Here is a 26,909-nt window from a genome sequence, read left to right on the forward strand (position 1 = left end):
CCGCGTGGCCACTCAGACTTTGACCCAGCAGAATTTCGACGAGATCGTGACAAGCAACGACGTGGTGTTGGTCGATTTCTGGGCGTCCTGGTGCGGACCGTGCCGCCAGTTCGCTCCCACCTTCGAGAAGTCGTCCGACGCGCACCCCGACGTCGTGCACGCCAAGGTCGACACCGAGGCCGAGCAGGGCCTTGCTGCGGCAGCGCAGATCCAGTCGATCCCGACGATCATGGCGTTCCGCGAAGGAATTCTCGTCTACGCACAGCCCGGCGCACTGCCTGCACCGGCGCTCGAGGACCTCGTCGGTCAGATCAAGGCACTCGACATGGACGTCGTGCGCCAGCAGATCGCCGAGCAGGCTCCCGCGGCGGAGTAATTTCTGGTCGCTGCACATTGAGTGAAGGGCCGCTCACCGAATTCGGTGAGCGGCCCTTCGCCTGGCCACAGGTCGAATCAGTGTGCTGCGGCATCCCAGCTGCGCCCGGTGCCGACCGAGACTTCGAGGGGCACCGACAGTTCGATGGCCGAGGACATCTTGTCGCGTACCAGTGCCTCGACTTCCTCGCGCTCGGATTCGACGACCTCGAGCACCAATTCGTCGTGTACCTGCAACAGCATTCGTGACTTCAGCGTCGACTCCGCCAGCGACTTGTGTACGTCGATCATCGCAACCTTGATGATGTCTGCGGCAGTGCCCTGGATCGGGGCATTGAGTGCGGCCCGCTCGGCCACCTCGCGACGCTGACGATTGTCGCTGTTGAGATCGGGCAAGTAGCGGCGCCTGCCGTACAGCGTGGAGGTGTACCCCACCTTGCGCGCTTCCTCGACGGCGTTGCGCAGATAGTCACGGACGCCTCCGAACCGCGCGAAATACGCCTCCATCTGCTGCTTCGCCTCGTCGGTGGAGATCTTGAGCTGCGCGGCGAGACCGAAAGCGCTGAGCCCGTAGGCCAGTCCGTAGGACATCGCCTTGACCCGGCGGCGCAGTTCGGGGGTGACCTCCTCGATCGGCACGCCGAATGCCCGGGCACCGACGAAGCTGTGCAGATCCTCGCCGGTGTTGAACGCCTCGATCAGCCCTTCGTCGCCGGAGACGTGCGCCATGATGCGCATCTCGATCTGGCTGTAGTCGGCGGTGAGCAGGGTGTCGTACCCCGCCCCGACGACGAAGCCGTCCCGGATGTGCCGGCCCGCCTCGTTGCGAACCGGAATGTTCTGCAGGTTCGGCTCGGTGGACGACAGTCGTCCGGTGGCCGCGACCGTCTGATTGAACGTCGTGTGAATGCGTCCGTCGTCGGCAACGGATTTCAGCAGGCCGTCGACCGTCACCTTCATCCGCGTCGCGTCCCGGTGATCGAGCAGAAACTTCAGGAACGGGTGCTCGGTCTTCTCGAACAACCCTTGCAGCGCATCGGCATCGGTGGTGTACCCGGTCTTGGTCTTCTTCGTCTTGGGCATGTCGAGTTCCTCGAACAGCACCACCTGCAACTGCTTCGGTGACCCGAGGTTGATCTGCTTGTCGATCACGCCGTAGGCGGAGTTCGCGGCCTCGTCCACCTGCGCAGCGAATCCGGACTGCAGTGCGCGGAGGTGATCACCGTTCACGGCGATACCGGTTGCCTCGACATCGGCCAACACCGTCAGCAGCGGCAGCTCCATCTCGGAGAGCAGGGTGGTCGACTCGATGGCGGCGAGCTCGGCGTCCAGTGCATCGGCCAGGTCGATGACGGCCCGCGCCTTGAGGATCTCGCCCTCTGCGAACGCCGCATCGGCGGTGTCCTCGGCGTCGAGCAACGACATCTGACCTTCACCCGCATCCTCCACCCGGAGTTCGCGTTTGAGGTAGCGCAACGACAGGTCGTCGAGGTTGAACGATCGCTGACCGGGCCGCACCAGGTACGCCGCCAGGGCGGTGTCGGTGGTCAACCCGCCGAGGGTCCAGCCGCGCCCACGAACCGCGTGCAGAGCCCACTTGGCCTCGTGCAGCGCCTTGGGTTGCGCCGGATCGGCGAGCCAGGCGGCGAGTGCCTGCTCGTCGGATTCGTCCAGAGCAGTCGTCGTGACGAACGCCCCCTCACCGTCGGCCGCAGCGATCGCCACCGACGTCGCGTCGCTGTCGAACGGCCGACGCGGGCCGAGGATCGACAACCCGCTGCGCCGGCCGTCGGCTGCGTGTTCTGCGAGCCACGCGGCCAGTTCGCCCGGCGCGACGATGCCGCCGCGGACGTCGAAACCCTCCTCTGCTTCGGGTTCGACCGACGCGAGAGTCTCGAACAAACGGTCCCGCAGAATGCGGAACTCCAGATCGTCGAACAAGGCATGGATCTTCTCGCGATCCCACGGAGCCAGTTCGAGCTGATCGGGGGTGTAGGGCAACGGCACGTCGCGCACCATCTCGGTGAGCTCGCGGTTGAGCACCACACTCGACAGGTTGGCGCGCAGTGCATCTCCCACTTTGCCCTTGACCTTGTCCACGTTGTCGACGAGAGCGGTGAGGGAACCGTATTCGATGATCCACTTGGTCGCCGTCTTCTCGCCGACCCCGGGAATGCCGGGGAGGTTGTCGCTCGGGTCGCCGCGCAGGGCCGCGAAGTCCGGGTACTGCGACGGCGTCAATCCGTACTTGGTGGCGACCTCGTCGGGGGTGAACCGAGTCAGATCCGAGACACCCTTGCGCGGATACAACACCGTGACGTTGTCGGTCACCAACTGGAGCGCATCGCGGTCGCCGGTGACCACCAGAACGCGGTAGCCGAGCGCCTCCGCCTGGGTCACCAGGGTGGCGATGATGTCGTCCGCCTCGAAGCCCGCCTCTGCCATCACCGGGATACCCATGGCCCCGAGTACGTCCTTGGTGATGTCGACCTGGCCGGCGAACTCGTCCGGCGTCTTGCTGCGGTTGGCCTTGTACTCGGGGAACCGCTCGGCGCGGAAGGTCTGCCGTGAGACGTCGAACGCCGCCGCGATGTGCGTCGGTTTCTCGTCCCGCAGCAGATTGATCAACATCGAGGTGAACCCGTACACGGCATTGGTGGACTGACCGCTGGTGGTCTTGAAGTTGTCCGCAGGTAACGCGAAGAAGGCACGGAACGCCATCGAGTGGCCGTCGATGAGCAGCAACGTGGGCCGCTCCCCGCCTGCTTTCGCATCGGTCTCGGCTGCGGGCGCTGCACTTTTCTCGGTTACTGGGCTCACGGTTGACCAGTCTAGGGAGCCGGTCCGACAACTCGTAGCCGGATGCATGCGGCAGCCGCGATCGCACTCACGGCGAGCGTCGCGCACCGCGAAACACAACCGATACTTTCCGGAAATCTCAGTCGCCGATTTTGCGTCGTTTCAGCGGATAGAGTCCGACAATTGCAGAAAACCCCATTCCCGTGGCACAACGACAACCGTCCGGAGGACGTGCGTGGCTCCAAATGTTCGATGGACCAGAAAGGTGCAACCGCCGAGGTTGCGCGCAAGATCTGCCGTTCGGCTCTTCCAGCGAACACTCCTACTCGCCGTTCTGAGTTCCATTGCCGCGCTGCTGTTCAGTGCGCCGGCATTGGCCCAGGAACCTACCCCCTCTCCCCCGGCAGCACCGGGGACCAGTGCCGAACAGGCACCGCCCGCGGACGCGGTCAGCGTCGCCGGATCTCTCAACAACGGTGGCGAACGACTCATCGGCGTCGACGTCGCTGCGCTCGACGCGTCCGGCTCCGAAGTCGCCCGCACCACCAGTGAAACCGGCGGCCGGTGGACCCTCGAATTGTCCCCCGGCACATACACATTCCAGGTCGTCGAGGAAACGCTCCCCGACGGTGTCAGCGTCCAGGGCGAGGTCCAGCGCGATGTGCAGGCCGGGCGCTCCAACACCGTCATCTTCTCGTTCGGTGAGGCCAGAACCGCCACCAGCGTCCCGGTCTGGGAGCAGTTCCTGCGAACCACGGTGGACGGCTTCCGGTTCGGACTCGTCATCGCGCTCGCGGCCGTCGGCCTGAGCCTGATCTTCGGAACCACCGGACTGACGAACTTCGCGCACGGTGAGCTGGTCACGCTCGGCGCGGTTGCGGCCTGGGTCTTCAACGTCACGATGGGTATCCAACTCATCCCGGCCACGATCCTCGCGATCATCGTCGGCGTCGCGATCGGCTGGCTCAACAATGCGGCCATCTGGAAACCGTTGCGAAAACGTCGAACCGGCCTCATTGCTCAGCTCGTGGTGTCCATCGGCCTCGCGATCGCGCTCCGCTACCTGATCCTCATCTTCTTCTCGGACCGAGCCGAGCCGTTCGCGGATTACCAGGCTCAGACTCAGAACGAGTGGGGCCCGTTCGCCATCACCAACGTCAACCTCGCGTGCATCATCATCAGCGTGGTGGTCCTCGTCGGTGTGGCACTCATGTTGCAGCGCACGCGAATCGGCAAGGCCATGCGCGCCGTCGCCGACAATCGCGACCTCGCCGCATCCTCGGGCATCAATGTCGAGCGTGTCGTGACGTTCGTCTGGTGCCTCGGCGGCGGTCTCGCCGCCCTCGGCGGTGTTCTGTTCGGTCTCTCCGAACTCGCCGGTCGCGTGCAGTGGGAGATGGGCTTCAAGCTCCTACTGCTGATGTTCGCCGGAATCACATTGGGGGGACTGGGAACCGCGTACGGGGCCTTCCTCGGCTGCGTCATCGTCGGTCTGCTCGTGCAGTGGTCGACGCTGATCATCAATCCCGATCTCAAGTACATCGGAGGACTGCTCGTCTTGATACTCATCCTCATCGTCAGGCCGCAGGGCATACTCGGCTCGCGGCAAAGGATCGGGTGACCTCATGGATATTCTCGGAGCACTCCAGGTTTCCCTCGCTCAACTCGTCGGGCCGTCCGCGATCTTCTACGCGCTGCTCGCCATCGGCCTGAACCTGCACTTCGGCTACGCCGGCCTGCTCAACTTCGGTCAGATCGGCTTCGCGCTGCTCGGCGGCTACGGCGTTGGCATCATGACCATCACCTACGAGCAACCGCTGTGGTTGGGCATTCTGGTCGGCCTCGGTGCCGCCGGTCTGTTGGCTCTGGTGCTGGGCATTCCCACGCTACGACTGCGCGCCGACTACCTGGCCATCGTCACGATCGCCGCCTCGGAAATCCTTCGTCTCGTGTTCAGATCCACGGCCAGCGACTCGGTGACCGCATCGACCAACGGCCTGTTCGGATTTGCCGATCCGTTCACCTCGCTCAGCCCGTTCGATTCGGGCAAGCAATACGACTTCGTCGGGGTGAAGTTCTACGGTGACGATCTGTGGGCCATGGTCGTCGGTTGGTCGCTGGTCCTCATCCTCTGCGGCGTCGTCTATCTCCTGACACACAGCCCGTGGGGTCGCGTCCTGAAAGCGGTGCGCGAAGACGAGGATGCGGCACGCTCGCTCGGTAAGAACGTCTTCGTGTACAAGATGCAGGCGCTCGTGCTCGGTGGTGTGATCGGCGGCATGGGCGGTGTCTTCAACGCACTGCAGACCAAGTCGATCAACCCCGACTTCTACTCCACGGCGCAGACGTTCTTCGCTTTCGGAGCCCTGATTCTCGGCGGCGCGGCTACTGTGTTCGGTCCCGTCGTCGGAGCCATGCTGTTCTGGTTCCTGCTTTCGATCCCGGACGCCATTCTGCGTCAAGCCATCTCGGGGCCGGATCCGCTGCTCGACCTCACCGAGCAGCAGGTCGGTGCCACCCGTTTCGTCCTCCTGGGAATCCTGATCGCACTACTGATGGTGTTCAGACCCCAGGGCATTCTCGGCAACAAGCGAGAGGTTCAGCTCAATGCCTGACGCGAAGAACTCGCCGAACAAGAATCCCAGCACCCTCGAATCACGGGCGGCCATGGCCCTCGACGCCGATCAGCGTGCGGCGCTGTTCGCCGGAGTGGCAGGTGAACCCGGCTCGGCGAAACCCGATCCGACTCTCGTGGTGGATGGCATCTCGCGCACGTTCGGCGGTCTCAAGGCCGTCGACGTAGCGCATCTCGAGATACAACGCGGCTGCATCACCGGTCTGATCGGCCCGAACGGTGCAGGCAAGACGACGCTCTTCAATCTGCTCACCGGGTTCGATCGACCCGACACCGGCACCTGGTCGATGGACGGTCAGGAACTGGGCAAGATGCATCCGCACCAGGTGGCCCGCAAGGGTGTCGTCAGAACGTTCCAGCTCACCAAAGCACTGTCGAAGCTCACCGTGCTGGACAATGTTCGCCTCGGTGCCACCGGGCAACGCGGCGAACGCATTCTGAACACCTTTCTCCCGTGGACCTGGAAGGCACAGGAGCGTGAGGTCACCGAGCGCGCGAACGAGCTGCTCGCTCGCTTCAAACTCGATGCCAAGGCCGACGACCTCGCCGGATCATTGTCCGGCGGCCAGCGCAAACTGCTCGAGATGGCCCGCGCGCTGATGACCGACCCGTCCGTGGTGATGCTCGACGAGCCGATGGCCGGGGTCAATCCCGCACTGACGCAATCACTTCTGGGGCACATCAAGTCACTGCGCGACGACGGCATGACGGTGGTGTTCGTCGAACACGACATGGACGTCATCCGAGACATCAGCGACTGGGTGGTGGTGATGGCGCAGGGCAGTGTGATCGCTGAATCGACGCCGGAGGAGCTCTCGAACAACGGTGCCGTCGTCGATGCGTATCTCGGCAGTCACCACGATCAGGCTCTCGAATTCGATGCCGACGGCAATCCCGTCGGTGCCACTGCCGAACTGGCAGAGGTACTGAAGAAAGCCGAGGTCGAGGAACTTGCGGCCGGTGGCGATCTGTCGGAACCGGAATTCGTGAAGCCCGACACCACCCACGGTGGATCCCACCGGGCCAAGGAGGTCAACTGATGAGCGAACCGACCACCGAGAAGCAGCAACTGACGCCCGCGGAGTTCGCGGCCACGCCCGGGGAACACGCCCGCCTCGCCGAAGGTGCTCTACTGCGCGCCGACGGCTTGGTCGCCGGGTACATCCCCGGTGTGAACATCCTCAGTGAGTGCAACTTCTTCCTCAACGACGGGGAGATCGTCGGGATCATCGGCCCCAACGGGGCCGGCAAGTCGACTCTGCTGAAGACGCTGTTCGGGCTCGTTGCCGTTCGGGAGGGCAGCGTCAAACTGCGCGGAGACACCATTACGTCCGCGGAGGCGCACGTGCTGGTGACGAAAGGCGTCGGCTACGTCCCGCAGACGCAGAATGTGTTCCCGTCGCTCACCATCGAAGAGAACCTCGAAATGGGAATCTATCTGCGTCCCAAGAAGTTCAACGAGCGCTTCGATTTCGTCAGCGAGCTCTTTCCGCTTCTGAGCGACCGCCGCAAGGTCAAAGCCGGCGCTCTCTCCGGCGGTGAGCGCCAGATGGTGGCGATGGGCCGCGCGCTGATGATGGAGCCATCGGTACTGCTGCTCGACGAGCCGTCGGCCGGGTTGTCTCCGATGTTCCAGGACGAGGTGTTCATCCGCTGCAAGAAGATCAATGCGGCCGGTGTCTCGATCATCATGGTCGAGCAGAATGCGCGTCGATGCCTGCAGATCTGCGACCGCGGATACGTTCTCGATCAGGGCCGCAACGCCTACACCGATACCGGTCCGGCGTTGATGAACGACCCGAAGGTGATCGAGCTGTATCTCGGCACACTGGCAGGAAGCAAAGAGAAGAAGTAGCTGCTCGACAGCGACGAAGGCCCCGGTTCGATCGACATCGAACCGGGGCCTTCTCGCTGGCGTCGAACGTGCGGCGCGTACGCAAGCCACTGGGCCCGAGTCCTGATCGAGGACTCGGGCCCAGTGGCTGTGTGACAGTTACAGATCACTCACCGACGACGATGTATCCATCCGTGGTGAGGGTGTTGTCCGGCCCGAAGACCAGGTTGCCGTACGAACCGGTTGCCGGTTCGCCTGCGTCACTGAAGTTGAGTGCACCGGTGACACCGTCGTAGTCGATGTCGGTGCCGGCCTGCAGCAGCGGGAGGCATTCCTCGAACGTCGTGCACTTCTCGCCGTCCTTGGTGACACTGTTGATGTTGGCCGCAATATCCACGCCCGCAGTCGATCCGGCCTGAACTGCTGCCAGCGCAGGAATCACCACGGCGTCGTAGGACTCACCCGCGTAGTTGAAGTCGACGAGCGCGGGATCGACGGTCTTGAGTCGGTCCTGGAACGCGGTACCGACGTCGGTCAGCGGCGTGGTGCCCCGCATCGTGTCGAGCAGACCCGGAGCCATCGACTCGCCGAGTGCGTTACCCATATTGCCGTCGACGCCGTAGACCAACGTGCCGTCGGACGGTCCGATTCCGAGCTCGTGCATACGGGTGATGATGCGAGCGGACTCGTCGAATCCGATCACGGCGACAGCATCGGGTGCGAAGTTGTTCACGTCGTCGATCTCGGCGTTGTACGACTGAGCGTTGGGATCGTAGATGATCGTCTGAAGCTGATCGGACGCGATTCCCGCGGCTTCGAGGTTCTCGACCGTGTTGTTGGCCAAGCCCGTTCCGTACGGGTCGTTCAGGGCGAGGATCGACACCCGCTGGGCACCGTCCTGGGCGATGAGGTCCGCGAGGGCCTGAGCCTGCAGCACATCGGTGGGAGCGGTGCGGAAGTAGAGGCCGCTGTCCGGGTAGCAGACGAACTGGTCGGACGTGTTGGCCGGCGAGATCTGCACGACGCCCGCGCTGGTGATCTTGTCGATGACCTGCAGGGAGACTGCCGAGGACGCTGCACCGACGATGACGTCGGCACCGCCTGCGAGCAGGCGGTCGACGGTGGTGTTGGCGGTGTCGGTGGTGGTGTCACCGGAGTCGCCGGGGATCAGCGTGACCGGCTGGTCCAAGACACCACCGGCAGCGTTGATGTCGTTGACTGCGAGCTGGACACCAGCGACCTCGGGCGGTCCGAGGAAGGCCAGGCTGCCGGTGTTGGGCAGCAAGGTTCCGACGACCAGAGGATCGGTGACGGGCGTGGCCCCTGCTGTGGCCTGCTCGGGCTCGCAATCGGTGGAGACGGTCGTTTCCGCGGCTGCAGTGCCGCCGCTGGCCGTGGTGGAGTCGGTCGAGCCCGAGTCGTCGCTCGACGAACAGCCGAACAGTGCGAGCGAGGTAACGCTCACCACCGCAGCCGTGCGGACATAGGTCCGAATTGCCATCTAGGTTCTCCTTGAAATTGCTCGTCGTTGAAGCGCACCTGAGTTGCATGTGGCTCACGTGTGGATCAGACGCTAACGCTCGGAGCCGATTCGCAAGGCCTAGAACGAGGCTCGTGACCTGACTGTGACCTAGGGAGTCGAAGTTTTACGTGGCCGTAGCTTTCGGGAGCCGATCACCCCTCTGCCGCAGGCTTGTTCGCAGGAGTACCGAGTGTCTCGATCACTACTTCGGCGACGGCTTTCATCGTCGTCCTGCGATCCATTGCGGCGCGCTGAATCCACTTGAACGCCTGCGGTTCTGTGAGCGATTGCGATTCCATCAGGATGCCCTTGGCCTTCTCGATGAGCTTGCGCGTCTCGAGCCGATCCTGCAGATCCACGATCTCGGCTTCGAGCGCGGAGATCTCACCGAAACGGCTGGCGGCCAACTCCACCGCAGGCATCAGATCGGCCTTGGTGAACGGCTTGACCAGATACGCCATCGCACCGGCATCGCGAGCCTTCTCCACGAGCTCGCGTTGACTGAACGCGGTGAGAATCACGACGGGCGCAATGCGCTTCTCGGCGATCTCAGACGCGGCATCGATTCCGTCCCGCCGCGGCATCTTCACATCCATGATGACCAGATCGGGACGCAGTTCGACGGCCAACTCCACCGCCTGCTGACCGTCGGCCGCTTCACCGACCACGTCGTAGCCCTCCTCGCGGAGCATCTCCACGAGGTCCAATCGGATCAGGGATTCGTCCTCTGCCACCACCACGCGAAGCGGGGGCTTGCCAGTACCGTGCGCACCAGGAGCATTCATCTGTATCGGTCTCCTTTGACTGTCATCGCCCATCAGGGCCGTCGAGCATCTGAAGGGTACCGGTGCGCGACGCCGAAAGCGCATCTTCTAAACTCGTCAATCGTTGCTTGAAAGACGCCAGCCCTCGTATCCCAATTGGCAGAGGAAACGGATTCAAAACCCGTCCAGTGTGAGTTCGAGTCTCACCGAGGGCACCACGTGAATGTAGCTCCGTTCGCGACGTCGGTAATGGTCTCCGTCGATCGCGCCTACAGTGGAGTGATGTACATACCCAGCAGTCTTCGTTGCCATGACACCAGTGCGGGCAGTTTGTGCGCAGCGAAGGTCGACCATCGGTTCGGGGATTCGGCGGACCAGTCTGCGCAGTGGGTCTACTACACCTGCAGCGCCGATTCCTCCCACGAGACCGGTTACGTCGACCGCCTGGTCACTGCCTGAATCATGTTCGTAGAACGCGCCTACGTCCACGCCGACGATGTCGGATCGGACTGGCCCTTCACCGTGCCTGCTGTCGCCGACCTCGCTAGCGACGGACTCGAGTTCCTGGCACCGGTGACAATTCTCGTCGGCGACAACGGTTCCGGTAAATCGACCCTCGTCGAGGCGATCGCCGAGGGTTTCGGAATCGATGCCCGCGGCGGTCGAGCGGCGCAGCAGTCGCGTCGCCTCGACGAGGTGACCAGCGCCCTCGGTGAGGTACTCGAACTCGAGACCACACCGCGGGGTTCTCGAATGCTTCGTGGCCCACGACTGAACAAGCGCGGCTTCTTCCTGCGCGCCGAGACCGCGTTCGACATGGCCGAGAACCTCGGCGGCATACCGGGTTTCTGGGACGAGAACACCGCCGAGATGAGTCACGGCGAAGGGTTCCTGACCATGTTCGGTGCGATGTTGGCCGAACCCGGCTTCTACGTTCTGGACGAGCCGGAATCGGCCCTGTCGTTCACCGCGAGCCTGCAACTCGTTGCACTGATGTCCGAGCTGGGCGACGAGGGCGCGCAGATCGTCTGCGCCACGCACTCACCGATTCTGGCGTCGACCCCCGGTGCGGACATCGTCGAAGTCGGCGAACACGGACTACGCCGAAGTACCTGGGACGAACTCGAATTGGTACAGCACTGGCGTCGCTACCTGGACGACCCGAACAGCTATCTCCGTCACCTGCTCGACTGACCGGCCATCGACACCGCTTCTCGGCGACGCACACGTCCCGGGGAGACGCCCGTCGCGCGTTTGAAGGCCTTACCGAACGCGGCCTCCGACAGATACCCACTGCGCCGGGCCAATTCGGCCAACACCACGTCCTCGGATCGCAACGTCTCGTATGCGACCTGCATCCGCCACGTTGCCAGATAGCTCATCGCGGAGTCGCCGACCAGCTCGGTGAAACGTGCCGAGAACGCCGAACGGGACATGTTCACCCTCGACGCCAAATCCGCAACGGTCCACCGCTCGTGAGGGTGTCGATGGATCAGCGCCAACGCCGTTCCGATCCGATCGTCCTGCAATGCTCCGAGCCAACCCGACTGCGCGCCCGGCGTGTTCGCGATCCACGACCGCAACGCGTGGATCACCAGAATGTCGGACAGCCGGGTGATCACCGCTTCTCCCCCGGGCTCGAGCACGCGCGCTTCGTCCGCGACCATGGCCAGAATGTTCTGCATCCTCGATTGCCTCGGGCCGGGATCGACGTCGACCACCACCAGCGCGGGCAGCAGGCGAACGAGCTTCTGCGCTGCCGGATGATCCAGTCGCACCGCCCCGCAGACGAGAGTCGCAACACGGCCGACACCGCCCGCATCGTGAGTGATCACCGCGTAGCGATCGCTGACGTACTCGTGCGGGAGGTCGTGGACGCTCGTCGCACGAACAGACGCGTCGACGCCTGCGGCGAGCACGTGCCCTCGCCCGTGCGGTACCAACGCGAAATCGCCGGGCACCAACTCACGCGTCGGCTCGCCGGGAACCGACAACACGCAGTCACCGTCGACGACCGTGTGAAACCACAGCGCATCCTCCATGGCGGGCAGTGCGAGACCCCAGGATCCGCTCAACTCGGAGCGCACGTAGAACGATCCGGTCATCCGTAGAAAGTGCAGCGCTTCACCCAGGGGGTCGGACGACTTCCAGGGATCCGCGCCGCGCATGCCCCGATCGTCTCACGAGTTGGACGATCGGACATCGAATGCGGCCTTTCGGGCATTGTCCATCCAGCTTCTCGAGGCCACAGTGGAGAACAGGATATAGCCGACCGAAGGGAACCACCGTGCTGGACCGAATGCTCGCGGTCACCACCGCCGTTGCCGCCGTCGGATGCGGGCTGGTGGCAGGAGTGCTGCTCGCCTTCTCGATCAGCGTGCTCCCCGGCCTGGCAACACTGCCGGTGCCCGACGCGATCGCCGCGATGCAGCGCTTCAACAAGGCGATTATCGATCCGGTGTTTCTCGGCTTGTTTTTCGGAACGGCCGGATCCTGCACTCTCGCAGCGATTCTCACCCTATCGGCCGGTGGGGGTTCACCCGTGCTCGTCGTGAGCGGAGCCGTTCTCTACGTTCTCGGATGCTTCGCGATCACGGCCGTTGCGAACGTCCCCCTCAACGACGCGTTGGCCGGTGTGGATCCCGGTAGCGTTGCGGGTGCCGACGCGTGGCAGAACTTCCGCGAGAAATGGACGCGATGGAACAACGTCAGGACGGTTGCTGCGACTGCCGCCTGTGCCGTCCTGATCCTCGGTCAGGGCAGATCGGCACTGGGCTGATCGGACACCGAATCCTCGTGCCGCTTGCGAATTTCTTCCTCGAACCGCGCAATGAGGTGGTCGGTGTCGGCAGTCGAGACATCCCGCGCGCCTTCGTCCATCGCGGCGTCACGTCCCCGACGCAGTGCGGCGAGTTCGGCTTCGAGTTCGTTGTTGTCGAGTACGCGTGGATCCAACATGACCCCCATTGTGGTCCCCCGTCCGGTGCGTCCGCGGGGATTTGCTGTAATCGCTGTCATGAACGTCGTGCACAGCTTCGCACCGATTCTCGGCCGAGGCGCAACCACCTTGATCCTGGGCTCCATGCCCGGCGTGGCGTCGCTGGCCGCTCAGCAGTACTACGCGCACCCGCGAAATGCGTTCTGGCCGATCATGGGAACGCTGTTCGGTGCGGGTCCCGAACTTCTCTACGCCGATCGCACCGAGCGTCTGCGCAGCCATGGCGTCGCGGTGTGGGATGTGCTGAAGCTGTGCACGCGAGAGGGAAGCCTGGATTCGGCGATCGTCGAATCCTCCATCGAGACAAACGATTTCGAGAAGATGTTCGCCGAGAATCCCGGCATCGACAGGGTGTTCTTCAACGGAGCCAAGGCAGACGAGAGCTACCGTCGCCACGTGAAGACGGTGACACCCCACGTGACATTCACTCGACTACCGTCGACCAGCCCTGCGCTCGCCTCGCTCGATCTCGCCGCGAAGACGCAGGCGTGGTCGACTGCCCTCAGGCCCGCACCCGCTTCGGGAAGTGCCGAATGAGACCTTCCTGCACGACGGTGGCCAGCAACTGGCCGTCCATCGAGAAGAACCGTCCGGTGGCCAGGCCACGAGACCCGGCCGCAACCGGTGATTCGGTGGCGTAGAGAGCCCACTCGTCGAATCGGAACGGGCGGTGGAACCAGATGGAATGGTTGACCGTCGCCGCGACGATGCGATCGAGTCCCCAGGACAGACCGTGGGTGGTGATGATCGAGTCGAGCACCGTGGTGTCCGACGCGTAGCCCATGGTCGCGGCGTGAAAGATCGAGGCGTCGGGCAGATCGCCGTCGGCTTTCATCCAGACCCGATTGTGGTTGAGCTTCTCGCCGGTGCCGTGCATGATCCACGCCGGATCGTTCGCGTAGCGCATGTCGATCGGCTTGAGGGCGTCGACGAACATCTGCAGCCGGTCCTCGTACCCGACGAAGTGATCGCCGAGCGGTGGCAGTGCGTCGGGGTACGGAACCTCGGGCACCTCAACGCTGTGCTCGAGCCCCTTACCGAAATCTTGGAAGGCGGCGAGCATGACGAACAGCTCGTTGCCGTCCTGCAGTGCGGTGACCTGGCGGTTGGCGAAAGCGCGACCGTCACGTTGCCGAGAGACCCGGTACTCGATGGGCTTCTTGACGTCGCCGCCGCGGATGAAGTGCGCATTGATCGCATGCACGTCCCGCGAGGTACCGGAGACGGTGCGGCCGGCCGCGATCAGGCCTTGAGCAACGAGCTGCCCCCCGAACGTACGGCTGCCCACCTGCTCGGGGTGAACGCCGACGAACACGTCCTCCTCGATCTCCTCCAGTGCGAGGAGATCGAGGAGCGTCTCGAGATCGGTCTTCACCGCTGTACTGCTCGACGCGCTTTCGCTGACGCCGGTTCCCCCCGCTTCGACCACTTACCGGTCCTCTTCTCCGATTCGGTGCACATGGATCAAGTTGGTCGAGCCTACTGTGCCGGGAGGGGCACCGGCCACGATCACGACCTGATCGCCCTTGCTGTATCGACCCAGCTCGAGCAGCGCCCGGTCCACTTCCTTGACCATCGCGTCCGTGGAACCCACATCCGGAACCAGGAACGTTTCGGTTCCCCAGCTCAGCGACAATTGGCTGCGGACCTCGGAGATGGAGGTGAAGGCGAGCAACGGAAGCTTGGTGTGCAGACGAGCCAACCGTCGAACGGTGTCACCCGACTGGGTGAACGCCACGAGTGCCTTCGCGTCCAGGCGCTCGCCGATGTCACGAGCGGCGTAGGAGATGACGCCACGCTTGGTGCGCGGGACGTGCGTCAGCGGAGGAACACTGTCACCCTCGGTCTCGACCGTCTCGACGATGCGGGCCATGGTCCGAACGGTTTCCATCACGTACTTACCGACCGAGGTCTCACCGGAGAGCATGACCGCGTCGGTACCGTCGAGCACGGCGTTGGCGACGTCGGACGCCTCGGCGCGCGTCGGGCGGGAGTTCTCGATCATCGATTCGAGCATCTGGGTCGCGACGATGACGGGCTTGGCGTTGGCGCGGGCGATCTGGATGGCGCGCTTCTGCACCAGCGGCACCTGCTCGAGGGGCAGCTCGACGCCGAGGTCGCCACGGGCGACCATGATCGCGTCGAAGGCGAGCACGATGGCCTCGAGGTTGTCGACGGCCTCGGGCTTCTCGAGCTTGGCGATGACAGGAACTCGGCGACCGACGCGGTCCATCACGGCGTGGACGAGTTCGACGTCCGCGGGAGAGCGCACGAACGACAGCGCGATGAAGTCGCATCCCAGAGCGAGGGCGAACTCGAGGTCGGCGATGTCCTTCTCGCTCATGGCGGGAACCGACACGTCCATGCCCGGCAGGGACACACCCTTGTTGTTGCTGACCGGCCCACCTTCGGTGACACGGCACAGTACGTCGTTGCCCTCGACGCCGGTGACCACGAGGCCGACCTTGCCGTCGTCGACGAGCAGGCGATCGCCTTCCTTGGCGTCCTGGGCCAGCTCCTTGTAGGTGGTCGACACCCGGTCGTGAGTGCCCTCGCACTCTTCGACGGTGATGCGGATCAGCTCGCCGGCCGCCCAGGTGGTCGAGCCCTCGGCGAAACGCCCGAGACGAATCTTCGGTCCCTGCAGATCGGCCAGAATGCCCACGGCTTTGCCGGTGGCGTCCGATGCTGCTCGAACCCTCTCGTAGTTGGCCTGATGATCGGGGTGATCACCATGGCTGAAGTTCAGTCGTGCGACATCCATTCCACTCTCGACGAGTTCGCGGATGCGCTCTGTGGTTGCGGTTGCGGGTCCAAGGGTGCAGACAATCTTAGTACGTCGGCTCACGAAAGCGAGCCTAGCCGCTGGACGCCGCGTTCTCTATCGCAGACGCATCCACCCGAATACTACCGATCGGTAGCCACGCTACCCTGCTGCTGGGACGGTCTGTACCGGTTCAGAGACGGGGGTCACACGACCGCCAGGGGCAGTGCAGTCGGGTGTACCGGCGACGGCAATTCCGAGTGCCCGGTGAGGAAAGCATCGACACCGTTGGCCGCCGAACGACCCTCCGCAATCGCCCACACGACCAGCGACGCACCGCGATGCGCATCCCCGCACACGAACACCCCGGGTGCCTTGGTCTGCCAATCGGGACCACACGAGAGTGCGCCCCGCTTGGTCAACGTGAGTCCGTACTCGTCGAGTAGTGGACCGTGCTCGACGCCCTCGAAACCGATGGCGAACAACGCCAGATCACAGGGCAATTCGATCTCCTCCCCGATGGGCGTGACGATGCGTCGACCGTCCGCGTCGCGCTGCACCTCCACCTCGGCGAGCACCATCGCGCGAACGTGCCCGCGCTCGTCGCCGAGGAATCGCTGGACGGCGACCTGATGACGCACGACGCCACCCTCGGCGTGCGCGGGTGAGGTGCGCAGCACCAGCGGCCACGACGGCCACGGCGAGAGACTTTCGTCGCGAGCCCCGGGCAGAGCCGGGTTGTAGTCGAGCTGCGTCACCGACGCAGCACCCTGTCGGTGAGCCGTTCCCAGGCAGTCTGCTCCGGTATCGCCACCGCCGATGATGACCACATGCTTGTCCGCAGCGGAGATGGAGGTGGGACCGTCGCCCTCGCATTCCTTGTTCGACGGCACCAGATGCTCCATGGCCAGGTGGATACCGTCGAGCTCGCGACCGATGACCTCGGCATTGTCACGGGCCCGCAGAGCGCCGACCGCGAGAACGACTGCGTCGAACGATTCGCGTAGTTGCTCGACGGTGAAGTCGATGCCGACCTCGCAGTCGGTGACGAAATGTGTTCCCTCGGCGCGCATCTGCATGAGGCGCTGATCGAGCACGGACTTCTCGAGCTTGAACTCGGGGATGCCGTAGCGGAGCAGTCCGCCGAGACGATCGTCTCGCTCGTACACGGTGACGTCGTGCCCGGCGCGGGTGAGCTGTTGCGCCGCAGCCAATCCCGCAGGACCGGATCCGACGACCGCGACCCGCTTGCCGGTGGTGATCGTCGGCGGCTGCGGAACGATGCTGCCGTCCTCCCAGGCCAGGTCCGCGATGGTCTGCTCGACCCGCTTGATCGTCACGCTTCCGCCGGTGGCCGCCTCGGAGATCGACAGCACACACGCCGACTCACACGGGGCCGGGCACACCCGACCGGTGAACTCCGGAAAATTGTTTGTCGCATGCAGTCGGTCGCTGGCGGCATCCCAGCGGCCGCGGCGCACCAGGTCGTTCCACTCGGGAATCAGATTTCCCAGCGGGCAGCCCGCAGTTCCCGAGTGGCAGAACGGAATACCGCAGTCCATGCAGCGACGCGCCTGATCGGCGACCTCGGCGGCACGCTCGCTCTTGGGCTGATGCGAGTACACCTCGTTCCAGTCCTTGACGCGCTCGCCGATCGGACGCTTGACGGCCTCGCGCTTGACGACTTTCAGAAATCCCTGTGGATCAGCCACGTGCAGCCTCCATGATCGCAGCATCGACGTCGCGCCCTTCGGCGCGCGCCATTCTTGTCGCTTCCAGCACTCGCTGGTAGTCGACGGGCATGACTTTGGTGAACAACGCAGACCGGCGGGGCCAGTCGGCCAGCAACGAGGTCGCGACGGTGGAACCGGTCCAGCGCTGATGATTCTCGACGGTCTCACGCAGCCACACCAGATCATCCGGGTTTGGCACCTGCAGTTCGACCATCGCCATGTTCACGTCCGCCGGATCGAGACCGAGGACGAACGCGATGCCGCCGGACATACCCGCCGCCATGTTGCGACCGGTGGGCCCGAGCACCACCACACGACCGCCGGTCATGTACTCGAACGCGTGGTCGCCCACGCCCTCGTTCACCGCGATCGCCCCCGAGTTACGGACCGCGAACCGCTCCCCTGCCTTACCGCGCAGGTACACCTCGCCCGAGGTGGCACCGTAGAGAATTGTGTTTCCTGCGATCACGTTGTCCTCTGCGACGAACGGCGCATCGTCAGCTGGCCGCACGACTATTCGGCCGCCCGACAATCCCTTGCCGACATAGTCGTTCGCGTCACCGACCAGGTCGATGGTGATACCCGGCGGCAGGAAGGCCCCGAGAGACTGACCGGCCGATCCGGTGAACGCGATGCGAATGGTGTCGTCCGGCAACCCGACCGCACCGTAGCGCCGGGTGACCTCGGACCCCAGCAGAGTTCCGACCGTGCGATTGACGTTGCGCACCGGCAGCTCGAGCTTCACCGGATGGGCGTCCTCCAGCGCTCCCTCGGCCAGTTGGATCAGCGTCCGGTCCAGCGCGAGATCGAGACCGTGATCCTGCGCGCGGAGGCGTCGACGCTGCGTCATCGGGGCACCGTGGCGGTCGACGGGCATCGCGAAGATCGGCGCGAGATCGAGTCCCTTGCTCTTCCAGTGCGCCACTCCGGCTGCCGTCTCGAGCACATCGGCGTGACCGACCGCCTCGTCGATGCTCCGGAAACCGAGCTGCGCGAGGTACTTTCGCACGTCCTCGGCGATGAACTTGAAGAAGTCCTCGAGGAACTCGGGCTTACCGGTGAACCGCTTGCGCAGCTCCGGGTTCTGCGTCGCGACACCGACCGGGCAGGTGTCGAGGTGGCAGACGCGCATCATGATGCATCCCGCCACGATCAGCGGGGCGGTCGAGAATCCGAACTCCTCCGCGCCGAGCAGCGCCGCAACGATGACGTCGCGTCCGGTGCGCATGCCGCCGTCGCACTGCACCGTGATGCGATCACGTAAGCCGTTGAGCACCAGCGTCTGCTGGGCATCGGCGAGGCCGATCTCCCACGGAGCGCCTGCATGCTTGAGCGATGTCAACGGCGCAGCACCGGTTCCGCCGTCGTATCCGGAGATCAGGACGACATCGGCGTGTGCCTTGCTCACGCCCGTCGCCACCGTGCCGACGCCGACGGAACTGACGAGCTTGACGTGGACGCGCGCCTTCTCGTTGGCGTTCTTGAGATCGTGGATCAGCTGTGCGAGATCCTCGATCGAGTAGATGTCGTGGTGCGGGGGCGGCGAGATGAGGCCGACACCGGGCGTCGAATGTCGGGTCTTGGCCACCCACGGATACACCTTGTAGCCGGGCAGCTGACCGCCCTCGCCCGGCTTGGCACCCTGCGCCATCTTGATCTGAATGTCCGTGGCATTGACCAGGTAGTCGCTGGTGACACCGAACCGACCACTGGCGACCTGCTTGACGGCACTGCGCCGCGTCGGGTCGTAGAGCCGGTCGACGTCCTCACCGCCCTCACCCGAGTTGGACCGTCCGCCGAGATTGTTCATCGCGACGGCCATCGTCTCGTGCGCCTCGGCGGAGATGGATCCGTAGCTCATCGCGCCGGTGTTGAACCGCGTGACGATCGACTCGACAGATTCCACCTCGTCGAGCGGAACCGGCTGTCGCACACCGTCCTTGAACTCGAACAGACCGCGCAGTGCACCGCCTTCGCGAGCGAGCCGGTCCACCTCGTCGGTGTACTTCTGGAACACGTCGTATCGGCCGGTACGCGTTGCGTGCTGCAGCAGGAACACCGTCTCGGGGGTGAAGAGGTGCAGCTCGCCTTCGCGCCGGAACTGGTATTCGCCGCCGATCTCCAACCGGCGATGGACACGGTCGGTCGGATTCTCGGGGTACGCCCGACGATGGCGTAGCTTGACCTCCTCGGCGAGCACGTCGAGACCGACGCCGCCGAGCTTGCTGACCGTGCCTTTGAAGTACTCGCGCACCACCTCGCGGTCGAGACCGACTGCCTCGAAAACCTGTGCGCCGGTGTAGGACCCGACGGTGGAGATGCCCATCTTCGACATCACCTTCAGTACGCCCTTGCCGAGGCCGTACAGATAGTTCCGTACCGCGATCGTCGTTTCGACTCCGGTGAGTTCGCCCTCGCCGACCAGATCCTCGATCGACTCCATCGCCAGATACGGGTTGACCGCTGCGGCACCGAAGCCGATGAGCAGGGCCAGATGATGCACCTCGCGCGCGTCGCCGGATTCGACGACGAGTGCGATCTTGGTGCGCTCCTTGGTGCGAACCAGGTGATGGTGCACCGCCGAGGTGGCCAGCAGGGACGGGATCGGGGCCCGAGTGTGGTCCGAATCGCGATCGGAGATGATCAGCGTGGTGTACCCCGCAGCGATCGCCTCCGACGCCCGGGCACGCAACTCCTCGATGGCCTCGGCGAGACCTTCGCCGCCGCGCTCGACCTCGTACAGCCCACGCAACACCGTGGCCGACAGTCCCGGATGGTCGCCGTCGTCGTTGATGTGAATGATCTTGTTGAGCTCGTCGTTGTCGAGCACCGGCCACGGCAACACGATCTGCCTGCACGACGCTGCGGTGGGCTCGAGCAGGTTCTGCTCCGGACCCATCACCCGCGCGAGCGAGGTCACGATCTCCTCGCGGATCGAATCGAGCGGCGGGTTGGTGACCTGCGCGAACAGTTCGATGAAGTAGTCGTAGAGCTGACGCGACCGCTGCGACATCACTGCGGCCGGGGTATCGGTACCCATCGATCCGAGCGGCTCGCCCCCCGATGCGGCCATCGGCGTCAATACGACGCGTAGGTCTTCCTCGGTGTAGCCGAAGGCGACCTGTCGGCGCACCACCGAGTCGTGGTTGTACTGGATGTGAGCACGCTCGGGCAGGCTCTTGATCTCGAGCAGGCCGGCGTGCAGCCACTCCTGGTACGGATGTTCGGTTGCCAGTTGGAGTTTGATCTCCTCGTCCGGCACCAGACGTCCGGCGACGGTGTCGATCAGGAACATCTTTCCGGGCTCGAGGCGACCCTTGGCGACGACCTCGGACTGCGGCACGTCGAGCACGCCTGCCTCGCTGGCGAGGATCACGCGGCCGTCCGCAGTCTGCCACCAGCGACCGGGGCGAAGGCCGTTGCGGTCCAGCACGGCTCCGACGTAGCTACCGTCGGTGAACGTCACGCAGGCCGGACCGTCCCAGGCTTCCATCATCGACGAATGGAACTGGTAGAACGCTCGTACCCGTGGATCCATCGTGCGGTGGTTCTCCCACGGCTCGGGCACCATCATCATCACCACGTGCGGCACGCTGCGCCCGCCCAGGTGCAGCAGTTCGAGCACCTCGTCCAAGGACACCGAGTCCGAGGCATCGGGGTTGCAGATGGGGAACAAACGCTCCAGGTCCCCGGGGATCAGGTCGCTCGACAGCAGCGCTTCGCGAGCCCGCATCCGGTTTCGGTTGCCTTTGACGGTGTTGATCTCACCGTTGTGCGCAACGTAGCGATGCGGATGCGCCAGCGGCCACGACGGGAACGTGTTGGTCGAGAAGCGACTGTGCACGATGGCAATGGCGCTCTTGCACAAGGGGTTACGCAGTTCCGGGAAGTAAAGCGGCAGCTGCATCGTGGTGAGCATGCCCTTGTAGACGATCGTGCGCGAGGACAACGACGGAAAGAACAGCCCCGATCCCTCGGCCTCGATCTCGGGGGTGACTCGCTCGGAACGCTTGCGTAGTCCGTACACGAGACGGTCGAGGGCGAGACCGGCCGGACGCGTGCCGTCGACCTCGGGGGCGGCGACGTAGAGGTAGCTCATGTACGGCATGCAGCCGAGGGCGGTGAGGCCCACGTCGGCTCGATCGGGATCGACCTCGACCGGAACCCAGCCCAGGATGTCCAGACCTTCTTCGGCCGCAACGGATTCGACACGCTCGACCGCCATCGCTCGTTCACGGATGCCCTGCGGCAGAAAACACACCCCGGCCGCGAACGTGTTGTCGCCGTCGGCTCCGGCAGCGGGCAGATCGAAGGGTGCAAGGGAGGCGAGGAGTTCGACCGGCAGCTGAATCAGAATGCCCGCGCCGTCACCACTGTTGGGCTCGGCACCGGCAGCTCCGCGATGCTCCAGGTTCTCCAGTGCCAGAACCCCGTCGGCGACGATCGCGTGGGAGCGGCGACCGGCGATGTCGGCGATCATCGCCACGCCACAGGAATCCTTCTCCGAGCTCGGGTCGTACAGACCTTGCTCCGCAGGCATCCGAGAAAACAGCACCACGATCACCTCCACGTAGGCCGGTGGGGTGCGTGAAGGGCGGTGCAGTGTCATCGACCCTGCACCGGAGGTCTCGGCAACCCCGCCGGCTGGTCGGCTCGAGTCGACCGAAACGGTCGGATGAGCCGAATTGAACTGCCTGTCGGGAATTCACCGGGACAGCTCTGGCCCGCGAAAGAAACCGGGATCTCTCCCGGATGGCGAAATCGTAGCAGCTGGCATTCGCATCGATGCAATCGCGAATGCCGGCTGCGACGAATGCCATCGTCAGTCGCGCAGCGGTCGCCCGTGCTGATCACGCACGCTGCCGGTGAGCATCATGATGCCATCGATCAACGGCCAGATTCCGCCGATACCGCAGGTGAGCCACGTAACGGCGATCTGCGCCACCGCCATGCCCGGCTGGTTGAGATAGAAGCGCCCGGCTCCGAAGGCGCCCAACAGAATGCCGAGCAGACCTGCCGTCAGCTTCTGCTTGTCGGAGAACGGCTCACCGGTGACCGGGTGCCTACCGTACGGAGCCATCGGGTCCATGTAGCCGGGCCCGCCTGCGTACTGGGGACCGCCGTACTGGGGAGCGCCGTACTGCCCGCCCGCATACGGCGGGGGCGGCGGCGCACCGTACTGTCCGGAACCGTCGGATGGTGGTGGGTAACCGGCACCGGGCGGAGGTCCGAACTGCCCCTGATCGTCGGCGTCTGGAGTGCCGTAGTTGGGGGTGCTGTAGTTCGGAGTGGTGTAGTTCGGGTCGGGAGCCCCGTACACGGGACCCGAACCTGCGGGAGAGCCCTTGTCGAACGAGATGGTCGGCTCCGACGGAGTGGATCCGTCGCCCGAGGATCCGTCCGAGGACGATGTACCTGAGTCACTCACGTCGAGCTCCCTTACGTCCGATGCAGTATCAGCAAGGGCATCAGTCTCTCAGTTTTCGCCCCTGAGCGTCCGTCACATTGCCCACCAGTATCAGCACGCCGTCGGCCACGTGCCACACGAAGAGCCCGAACAGCAGGATCACTCCGAGGCCGAACACCGCGGTGAGGAGAAATCCGACGAAGAACAGAAGCAACTGCGCGACGCCGATTCCGGTACTTCCGATGTAGAACCGGCCGACTCCCAACCAACCGAGAAACAGCTGCAGCAGGCCGCCGACGATCTTGGACTTGTCCGACAACGGCACGCCGGTCACCGGATCGCGCCCGTACGGTGCATCGGGGCCAACGCCGAACGCGGGTCCACCCGGATAGCCGGCGGGTACGCCGTAGCCCTGCGGGCCGTAACCCTGTTGGCCGTACCCCTGTTGTTGACCGAAGCCCTGCTGGCCGTACCCCTGTTGTTGACCGAAGCCCTGCTGGCCGTAACCCTGCTGCGGGTAGCCCTGCTGCCCGTAACTCTGCTGTTGCCCAAAGCCTTGCTGCCCGTAAGCCTGCTGTGGGTAGCCCTGCTGACCGTAATTTGGCTGCTGGCCGTAACCCTGCTGTGGGTAGCCGGGGGGTGCCGGAAATCCACCGAGCGGATTGTCGGTACTGCCGTCCGCGCTCGGCGCCGGGTAGCTCGGCGTGCTGGACCAACCCGGGCCGTTTCCGATGCCGGAGTACGTGTCCCACCCCGGGCCGGTCGGACCGGTCGGACCGTGCGAGGGCGCGGACTCCGAGGTTCCGGGTGGCTCCGAGAGCGACGCTTCGGCGGTGGCGTCGTAGTCGAACGGCGTGCCGAACGACGCGGTCGGATTCGACCCGCTGTCGCTCGAATCGGCGGTGGAATCCGGTTCGGGGTCGGGCTGAGGGGTCTTGTCGAAATCAACCACGCGTACTGCCTTCTTCCTCGGCTTTCTTGTCGGACGCCTGAGTGGGCTGCGCATCGACGGTGCCTGCGTCCGTGGTGTCGTCGATCGGCGTCGGGCCCGAGCCTTCCGCATCCGAGGAGGCGTCCTCGGAAGCAGTCTCGTGATCCACGTCGTCGTTCGATCTCAGTGTCGCCGGTTCTTCACGGCCCTTGGTGGCGATCAAGAAGTACGCGAGCGCCAGCACAAAGATGATGGCGGAGGTGAAGGTGTTGATGCGTATGCCTGCGATCGTCGTGGCGAAGTCGTCGCGCATGAGTTCCACCCAGAACCGCCCGGCGCAGTATCCGGCCACGTACAGCGCGAACAGTCGACCGTGGCCGATCGTGTACTTGCGGTCGACGAGAACCAGAAGCACGACGACTGCCACGCTCCACAGCAGCTCGTACAGGAAGGTCGGATGCACCACTTTTTCCACGAAGCCGGTCGAGACTCCGTTGAGTGGATCGAGCCGTCCATTGGCGTCGACCCGTTCGTAGATCTCCAGACCCCACGGCTGTGTGGTGTCGCGGCCGTACAGTTCCTGGTTGAAGTAGTTGCCGATGCGGCCGATCGCCTGGGCCAGCAGAATCGGAGGGCCGACGGCGTCACCGAACGCGGGCAACGGAATTCCGCGTCGACGGCAGGCGATCCAGGCACCGACGCCACCGAGGAACACCGCTCCCCAGATTCCGAGCCCGCCGTTCCAGACGTACAGCGCTTCGATCGGGTTTCCGCCGGGACCGAAGTACGTCTTCCAGTCGGTTGCCACGTGGTACAGACGCCCGCCCAGCAGACCGAACGGGACGGCCCAGACTGCGATGTCGAGGACTGTGCCCTTGGTTCCACCTCGGGCCACCCAGCGTCGATCACCCCACACGACGGCAACGACGATGCCGATGATGATGAACAGGGCGTAGGCCCGCAGAGCCAGCGGTCCGACGTGCCACACCCCCTGCGGCGGACTGGGAATGTAGGCCAGGATCGCGGTCGAAGTCACGACGCTACGTTAGCCGAACGGACACCCTCGGCGAGTTCCGTCGTCAGGTCGCGCACGGCGTCGAGTCCCTTGTCGACGGCACTGACCAATGCCGAACCGACGATCACCGCGTCGGCATAGCGGGCGATTTCCGCAGCCTGCGCGCCCGAGCGGACCCCCAGCCCCACGCCGATGGGAATGTCGGAGTGTTGACGGATGCGCGCCGAGAGTGCGGGGGCCATCGAGGACACAGCGTCGCGTGCACCGGTGACGCCCATCGTCGAGGCCGCGTAGACGAAGCCACTACTGGCTTCGACGGTGCTGACGAGCCGCTCCTCGGTGGACGACGGGGCGACGAGGAAGATTCGATCGAGTTCGTAGCGATTCGAGACCTCGATCCATTCCTGCGCCTCGTCGGGAATGAGATCCGGGGTGATGATTCCGAGCCCACCCGCATTTGCGAGGTCACGGGCGAAGTTCTCAATGCCGTACTTGAGCACCAGGTTCCAGTAGGTCATGACGACCGCTTTTCCGCCCGCTGCAGCGACCTGCTCGGTGACGGCGAAGACGTCCTTCACCCGTGCGCCAGCTCGCAGCGCCACATCTGCTGCGGCCTGGATCGTGGGCCCGTCCATCACCGGATCGGAATACGGAATGCCCACCTCGACGATGTCGCATCCGGCGTCGACCATCGTCTTGAACACCTCGACCGATCGCGGCACCGTCGGAAAACCAGCCGGCAGGTATCCGACGAGTGCTGCGCGCCCTTCGGCACGGCACTGCGCGAAGGTCCCCGAAAGGCGAGAGTCGTTGTTGCTCATGGCTTGATACCTGCTTCGTCGTCCACGTTCGCTTCGCCGTCTCCGTCGATCAGACCGAACCATTCGGCTGCGGTGTCGACGTCCTTGTCGCCGCGTCCGGAGAGATTGACCAGAATGATCGCGTCCTTGCCCAACTCCTTGCCGAGGGTGAGCGCGCCGGCGATGGCGTGCGAGGACTCGATGGCCGGGATGATGCCTTCGGTGCGGCACAGCAGCTTGAAGGCGTTCATGGCTTCGGTATCGGTGATGCCGCGGTACTCGGCCCGCCCGATGTCGTGCAGGTACGAGTGCTCCGGACCGACGCCCGGGTAGTCCAATCCCGCTGAGATGGAGTGAGAGTCGACGGTCTGACCGTCCTCGTCCTGCAGCAGGTAGGAGTACGCACCGTGCAGGGCTCCTGGACTTCCACCGCTGATCGTCGCCGCGTGGCGGCCGGTCTCGACGCCGTCGCCTGCCGCCTCGAAGCCGATCAGCCGAACATCGGCGTCGTCGATGAAGGCGTGGAAGATTCCGATTGCGTTGGAGCCACCACCGACACAGGCGGCGATGGCGTCGGGCAGCCTGCCCGTGGACGCGAGCACCTGCTGCCGCGCCTCGAGGCCGATGATGCGTTGGAAATCGCGCACCATCACCGGGAAGGGGTGTGGTCCGGCGACGGTACCAAAGCAGTAGTACGTGTTGTCCGCGTTGGTGACCCAGTCGCGCAGCGCCTCGTTGATGGCATCCTTGAGGGTGCGCGATCCGGACTTCACGGCCACGACACTGGACCCGAGCAGACGCATCCGAGCGACGTTGAGCGCCTGCCGTTCGGTGTCGACCTCGCCCATGTACACGACACACTCGAGTCCGAGGAGCGCGCACGCCGTGGCGGTGGCCACTCCGTGCTGGCCCGCGCCGGTCTCGGCGATGATCCGTGTCTTGCCCATACGCTTGGCCAGGAGCACCTGGCCGAGGACGTTGTTGATCTTGTGAGAACCGGTGTGGTTGAGGTCTTCTCGCTTGAGGAGAATCCGAGCGCCGCCTGCGTGCTCGGACAACCGCGTCGCCTCGAAGACCGGCGAGGGGCGACCGGTGTAGTCGCGCTGCAGTCGGTCGAGTTCACCGAGGAACTCGTTGTCGCTGCGCACCTTCTCGTACTCGGCGGTGACTTCCTCGATCACACCCATCAGCGCCTCGGGCACGAATCTGCCACCGTAGACACCGAAATGGCCGCCCACATCGGGCTCGTGCGCGCTGCGATCGGTGAGGCCGATGCTGCTCTGCGGCAGATCAGCGCCCTTGAAACGGACTGCCTGCGGGGCGTCCGTGATG

The 26,909-nt window shown here is 64.6% G+C and carries 22 protein-coding genes, 1 tRNA gene and 1 pseudogene; 10 read left to right on the forward strand and 14 right to left on the reverse strand.

What is annotated here, in order from left to right; all coding sequences use genetic code 11:
- Positions 1-4 precede the first annotated feature (4 nt).
- A complete protein-coding gene (trxA, locus tag AB0366_RS21010) occupies positions 5-376 on the forward strand; it encodes a thioredoxin (RefSeq protein ID WP_032394311.1) in 372 nt (123 codons plus the stop codon).
- Positions 377-453: 77 nt separating this feature from the next.
- Here the strand turns inward: trxA and polA are convergent, their stop codons facing one another.
- A complete protein-coding gene (polA, locus tag AB0366_RS21015; protein ID WP_121869705.1) occupies positions 454-3,195 on the reverse strand; it encodes a DNA polymerase I in 2,742 nt (913 codons plus the stop codon).
- Between the two features lie 259 nt (positions 3,196-3,454).
- On the opposite strand from polA, the gene AB0366_RS21020 reads away from it, so the two are divergent.
- Genes AB0366_RS21020 through AB0366_RS21035 form a run of 4 tightly spaced genes read left to right on the forward strand, consistent with a single transcriptional unit; the run spans position 3,455 to position 7,664 of the window.
- Positions 3,455-4,795, forward strand: a complete 1,341-nt coding sequence (locus AB0366_RS21020; RefSeq protein WP_366245643.1) for a branched-chain amino acid ABC transporter permease — start codon at positions 3,455-3,457, stop codon at positions 4,793-4,795.
- A gap of 4 nt (positions 4,796-4,799) precedes the next feature.
- A complete protein-coding gene (locus AB0366_RS21025) occupies positions 4,800-5,789 on the forward strand; it encodes a branched-chain amino acid ABC transporter permease (RefSeq protein WP_121869704.1) in 990 nt (329 codons plus the stop codon).
- 52 nt (positions 5,790-5,841) lie between these two features.
- Positions 5,842-6,849 carry an ABC transporter ATP-binding protein gene (locus tag AB0366_RS21030; RefSeq protein ID WP_347871092.1) on the forward strand — a complete coding sequence of 336 codons (1,008 nt, stop codon included), beginning with the start codon at positions 5,842-5,844 and terminating at the stop codon, positions 6,847-6,849.
- Positions 6,849-7,664: an ABC transporter ATP-binding protein gene (locus tag AB0366_RS21035; protein ID WP_121869703.1), complete on the forward strand. Its 816-nt coding sequence runs from the start codon at positions 6,849-6,851 to the stop codon at positions 7,662-7,664. Before AB0366_RS21030 ends, AB0366_RS21035 begins: the two co-directional genes overlap by 1 nt.
- 145 nt (positions 7,665-7,809) lie before the next feature.
- Here the strand turns inward: AB0366_RS21035 and AB0366_RS21040 are convergent, their stop codons facing one another.
- Both AB0366_RS21040 and AB0366_RS21045 read right to left on the reverse strand, forming a co-directional pair.
- A complete protein-coding gene (locus AB0366_RS21040) occupies positions 7,810-9,144 on the reverse strand; it encodes an ABC transporter substrate-binding protein (RefSeq protein WP_347871091.1) in 1,335 nt (444 codons plus the stop codon).
- Between the two features lie 173 nt (positions 9,145-9,317).
- Positions 9,318-9,950, reverse strand: coding sequence for an ANTAR domain-containing response regulator (locus AB0366_RS21045; RefSeq protein WP_121869701.1), 633 nt, complete (start codon positions 9,948-9,950; stop codon positions 9,318-9,320).
- Between the two features lie 120 nt (positions 9,951-10,070).
- Here AB0366_RS21045 and AB0366_RS21050 point away from each other — a divergent pair.
- From AB0366_RS21050 to AB0366_RS21060, 3 genes are all read left to right on the forward strand, one after another.
- Positions 10,071-10,147, forward strand: a tRNA-Leu gene (locus tag AB0366_RS21050).
- A 64-nt stretch (positions 10,148-10,211) separates the two neighbouring features.
- A complete protein-coding gene (locus AB0366_RS21055) occupies positions 10,212-10,388 on the forward strand; it encodes a hypothetical protein (protein WP_366245644.1) in 177 nt (58 codons plus the stop codon).
- Positions 10,389-10,391: 3 nt separating this feature from the next.
- Positions 10,392-11,123: an AAA family ATPase gene (locus tag AB0366_RS21060; RefSeq protein WP_366245646.1), complete on the forward strand. Its 732-nt coding sequence runs from the start codon at positions 10,392-10,394 to the stop codon at positions 11,121-11,123.
- Here AB0366_RS21060 and AB0366_RS21065 read toward each other — a convergent pair.
- A complete protein-coding gene (locus AB0366_RS21065; RefSeq protein ID WP_366245647.1) occupies positions 11,108-12,097 on the reverse strand; it encodes an AraC family transcriptional regulator in 990 nt (329 codons plus the stop codon). The two genes, AB0366_RS21060 and AB0366_RS21065, sit on opposite strands and share 16 nt — an antisense overlap.
- A gap of 119 nt (positions 12,098-12,216) precedes the next feature.
- On the opposite strand from AB0366_RS21065, the gene AB0366_RS21070 reads away from it, so the two are divergent.
- Positions 12,217-12,708 carry an anthrone oxygenase family protein gene (locus AB0366_RS21070; RefSeq protein WP_366245649.1) on the forward strand — a complete coding sequence of 164 codons (492 nt, stop codon included), beginning with the start codon at positions 12,217-12,219 and terminating at the stop codon, positions 12,706-12,708.
- Here AB0366_RS21070 and AB0366_RS21075 read toward each other — a convergent pair.
- Entirely contained in the window at positions 12,684-12,887 is a 204-nt protein-coding gene (locus AB0366_RS21075; RefSeq protein ID WP_366245650.1) for a hypothetical protein, read from the reverse strand. The two genes, AB0366_RS21070 and AB0366_RS21075, sit on opposite strands and share 25 nt — an antisense overlap.
- 58 nt (positions 12,888-12,945) lie before the next feature.
- On the opposite strand from AB0366_RS21075, the gene AB0366_RS21080 reads away from it, so the two are divergent.
- A complete protein-coding gene (locus AB0366_RS21080) occupies positions 12,946-13,464 on the forward strand; it encodes a DNA-deoxyinosine glycosylase (RefSeq protein ID WP_366245763.1) in 519 nt (172 codons plus the stop codon).
- On the opposite strand, the gene AB0366_RS21085 is transcribed toward AB0366_RS21080, so the two are convergent.
- From AB0366_RS21085 to trpB, 9 genes and pseudogenes are all read right to left on the reverse strand, one after another.
- A complete protein-coding gene (locus tag AB0366_RS21085) occupies positions 13,430-14,356 on the reverse strand; it encodes an acyl-CoA thioesterase II (protein ID WP_366245652.1) in 927 nt (308 codons plus the stop codon). The genes AB0366_RS21080 and AB0366_RS21085 overlap by 35 nt on opposite strands.
- A complete protein-coding gene (gene pyk, locus AB0366_RS21090; protein ID WP_082323730.1) occupies positions 14,357-15,775 on the reverse strand; it encodes a pyruvate kinase in 1,419 nt (472 codons plus the stop codon).
- A gap of 122 nt (positions 15,776-15,897) precedes the next feature.
- The gene (locus AB0366_RS21095) at positions 15,898-17,403 is read right to left on the reverse strand and encodes a glutamate synthase subunit beta (RefSeq protein WP_366245654.1); all 1,506 of its coding nucleotides are present in this window, start codon (positions 17,401-17,403) and stop codon (positions 15,898-15,900) included.
- Positions 17,396-21,979, reverse strand: coding sequence for a glutamate synthase large subunit (gene gltB / locus AB0366_RS21100; protein WP_366245764.1), 4,584 nt, complete (start codon positions 21,977-21,979; stop codon positions 17,396-17,398). Before gltB ends, AB0366_RS21095 begins: the two co-directional genes overlap by 8 nt.
- A gap of 267 nt (positions 21,980-22,246) precedes the next feature.
- Positions 22,247-22,513 (reverse strand): annotated as a pseudogene (locus tag AB0366_RS21105) (TM2 domain-containing protein); the annotation flags it as partial.
- Between the two features lie 379 nt (positions 22,514-22,892).
- Positions 22,893-23,783, reverse strand: coding sequence for an NINE protein (locus AB0366_RS21110; protein ID WP_366245656.1), 891 nt, complete (start codon positions 23,781-23,783; stop codon positions 22,893-22,895).
- Positions 23,776-24,798, reverse strand: coding sequence for a prolipoprotein diacylglyceryl transferase (gene lgt, locus AB0366_RS21115; RefSeq protein ID WP_366245657.1), 1,023 nt, complete (start codon positions 24,796-24,798; stop codon positions 23,776-23,778). The genes AB0366_RS21110 and lgt overlap by 8 nt, the downstream gene beginning before the upstream one ends.
- Positions 24,795-25,598 (reverse strand): tryptophan synthase subunit alpha, encoded by an 804-nt coding sequence (trpA, locus tag AB0366_RS21120; protein WP_037192689.1) that lies wholly within the window; start codon positions 25,596-25,598, stop codon positions 24,795-24,797. The genes lgt and trpA overlap by 4 nt, the downstream gene beginning before the upstream one ends.
- A complete protein-coding gene (gene trpB / locus AB0366_RS21125) occupies positions 25,595-26,908 on the reverse strand; it encodes a tryptophan synthase subunit beta (protein ID WP_183130395.1) in 1,314 nt (437 codons plus the stop codon). The genes trpA and trpB overlap by 4 nt, the downstream gene beginning before the upstream one ends.
- Position 26,909 lies beyond the last annotated feature (1 nt).

The organism is Rhodococcus sp. NPDC076796, from assembly GCF_040702765.1.
In the GTDB taxonomy this organism is placed as follows: domain Bacteria; phylum Actinomycetota; class Actinomycetes; order Mycobacteriales; family Mycobacteriaceae; genus Rhodococcoides.

Bases quoted from the DNA above. Each gene is read 5' to 3' on its own strand.
- AB0366_RS21035 (WP_121869703.1), top strand. From the start codon at position 6,849: ATGAGCGAACCGACCACCGAGAAGCAGCAACTGACGCCCGCGGAGTTC.
- AB0366_RS21080 (WP_366245763.1), top strand. From the start codon at position 12,946: ATGAACGTCGTGCACAGCTTCGCACCGATTCTCGGCCGAGGCGCAACC.
- AB0366_RS21075 (WP_366245650.1), bottom strand. From the start codon at position 12,887: ATGTTGGATCCACGCGTACTCGACAACAACGAACTCGAAGCCGAACTC.
- AB0366_RS21065 (WP_366245647.1), bottom strand. From the start codon at position 12,097: ATGCGCGGCGCGGATCCCTGGAAGTCGTCCGACCCCCTGGGTGAAGCG.
- AB0366_RS21060 (WP_366245646.1), top strand. From the start codon at position 10,392: ATGTTCGTAGAACGCGCCTACGTCCACGCCGACGATGTCGGATCGGAC.
- AB0366_RS21045 (WP_121869701.1), bottom strand. From the start codon at position 9,950: ATGAATGCTCCTGGTGCGCACGGTACTGGCAAGCCCCCGCTTCGCGTG.
- AB0366_RS21025 (WP_121869704.1), top strand. From the start codon at position 4,800: ATGGATATTCTCGGAGCACTCCAGGTTTCCCTCGCTCAACTCGTCGGG.
- AB0366_RS21040 (WP_347871091.1), bottom strand. From the start codon at position 9,144: ATGGCAATTCGGACCTATGTCCGCACGGCTGCGGTGGTGAGCGTTACC.
- AB0366_RS21030 (WP_347871092.1), top strand. From the start codon at position 5,842: ATGGCCCTCGACGCCGATCAGCGTGCGGCGCTGTTCGCCGGAGTGGCA.
- AB0366_RS21055 (WP_366245644.1), top strand. From the start codon at position 10,212: ATGTACATACCCAGCAGTCTTCGTTGCCATGACACCAGTGCGGGCAGT.
- trpA (WP_037192689.1), bottom strand. From the start codon at position 25,598: ATGAGCAACAACGACTCTCGCCTTTCGGGGACCTTCGCGCAGTGCCGT.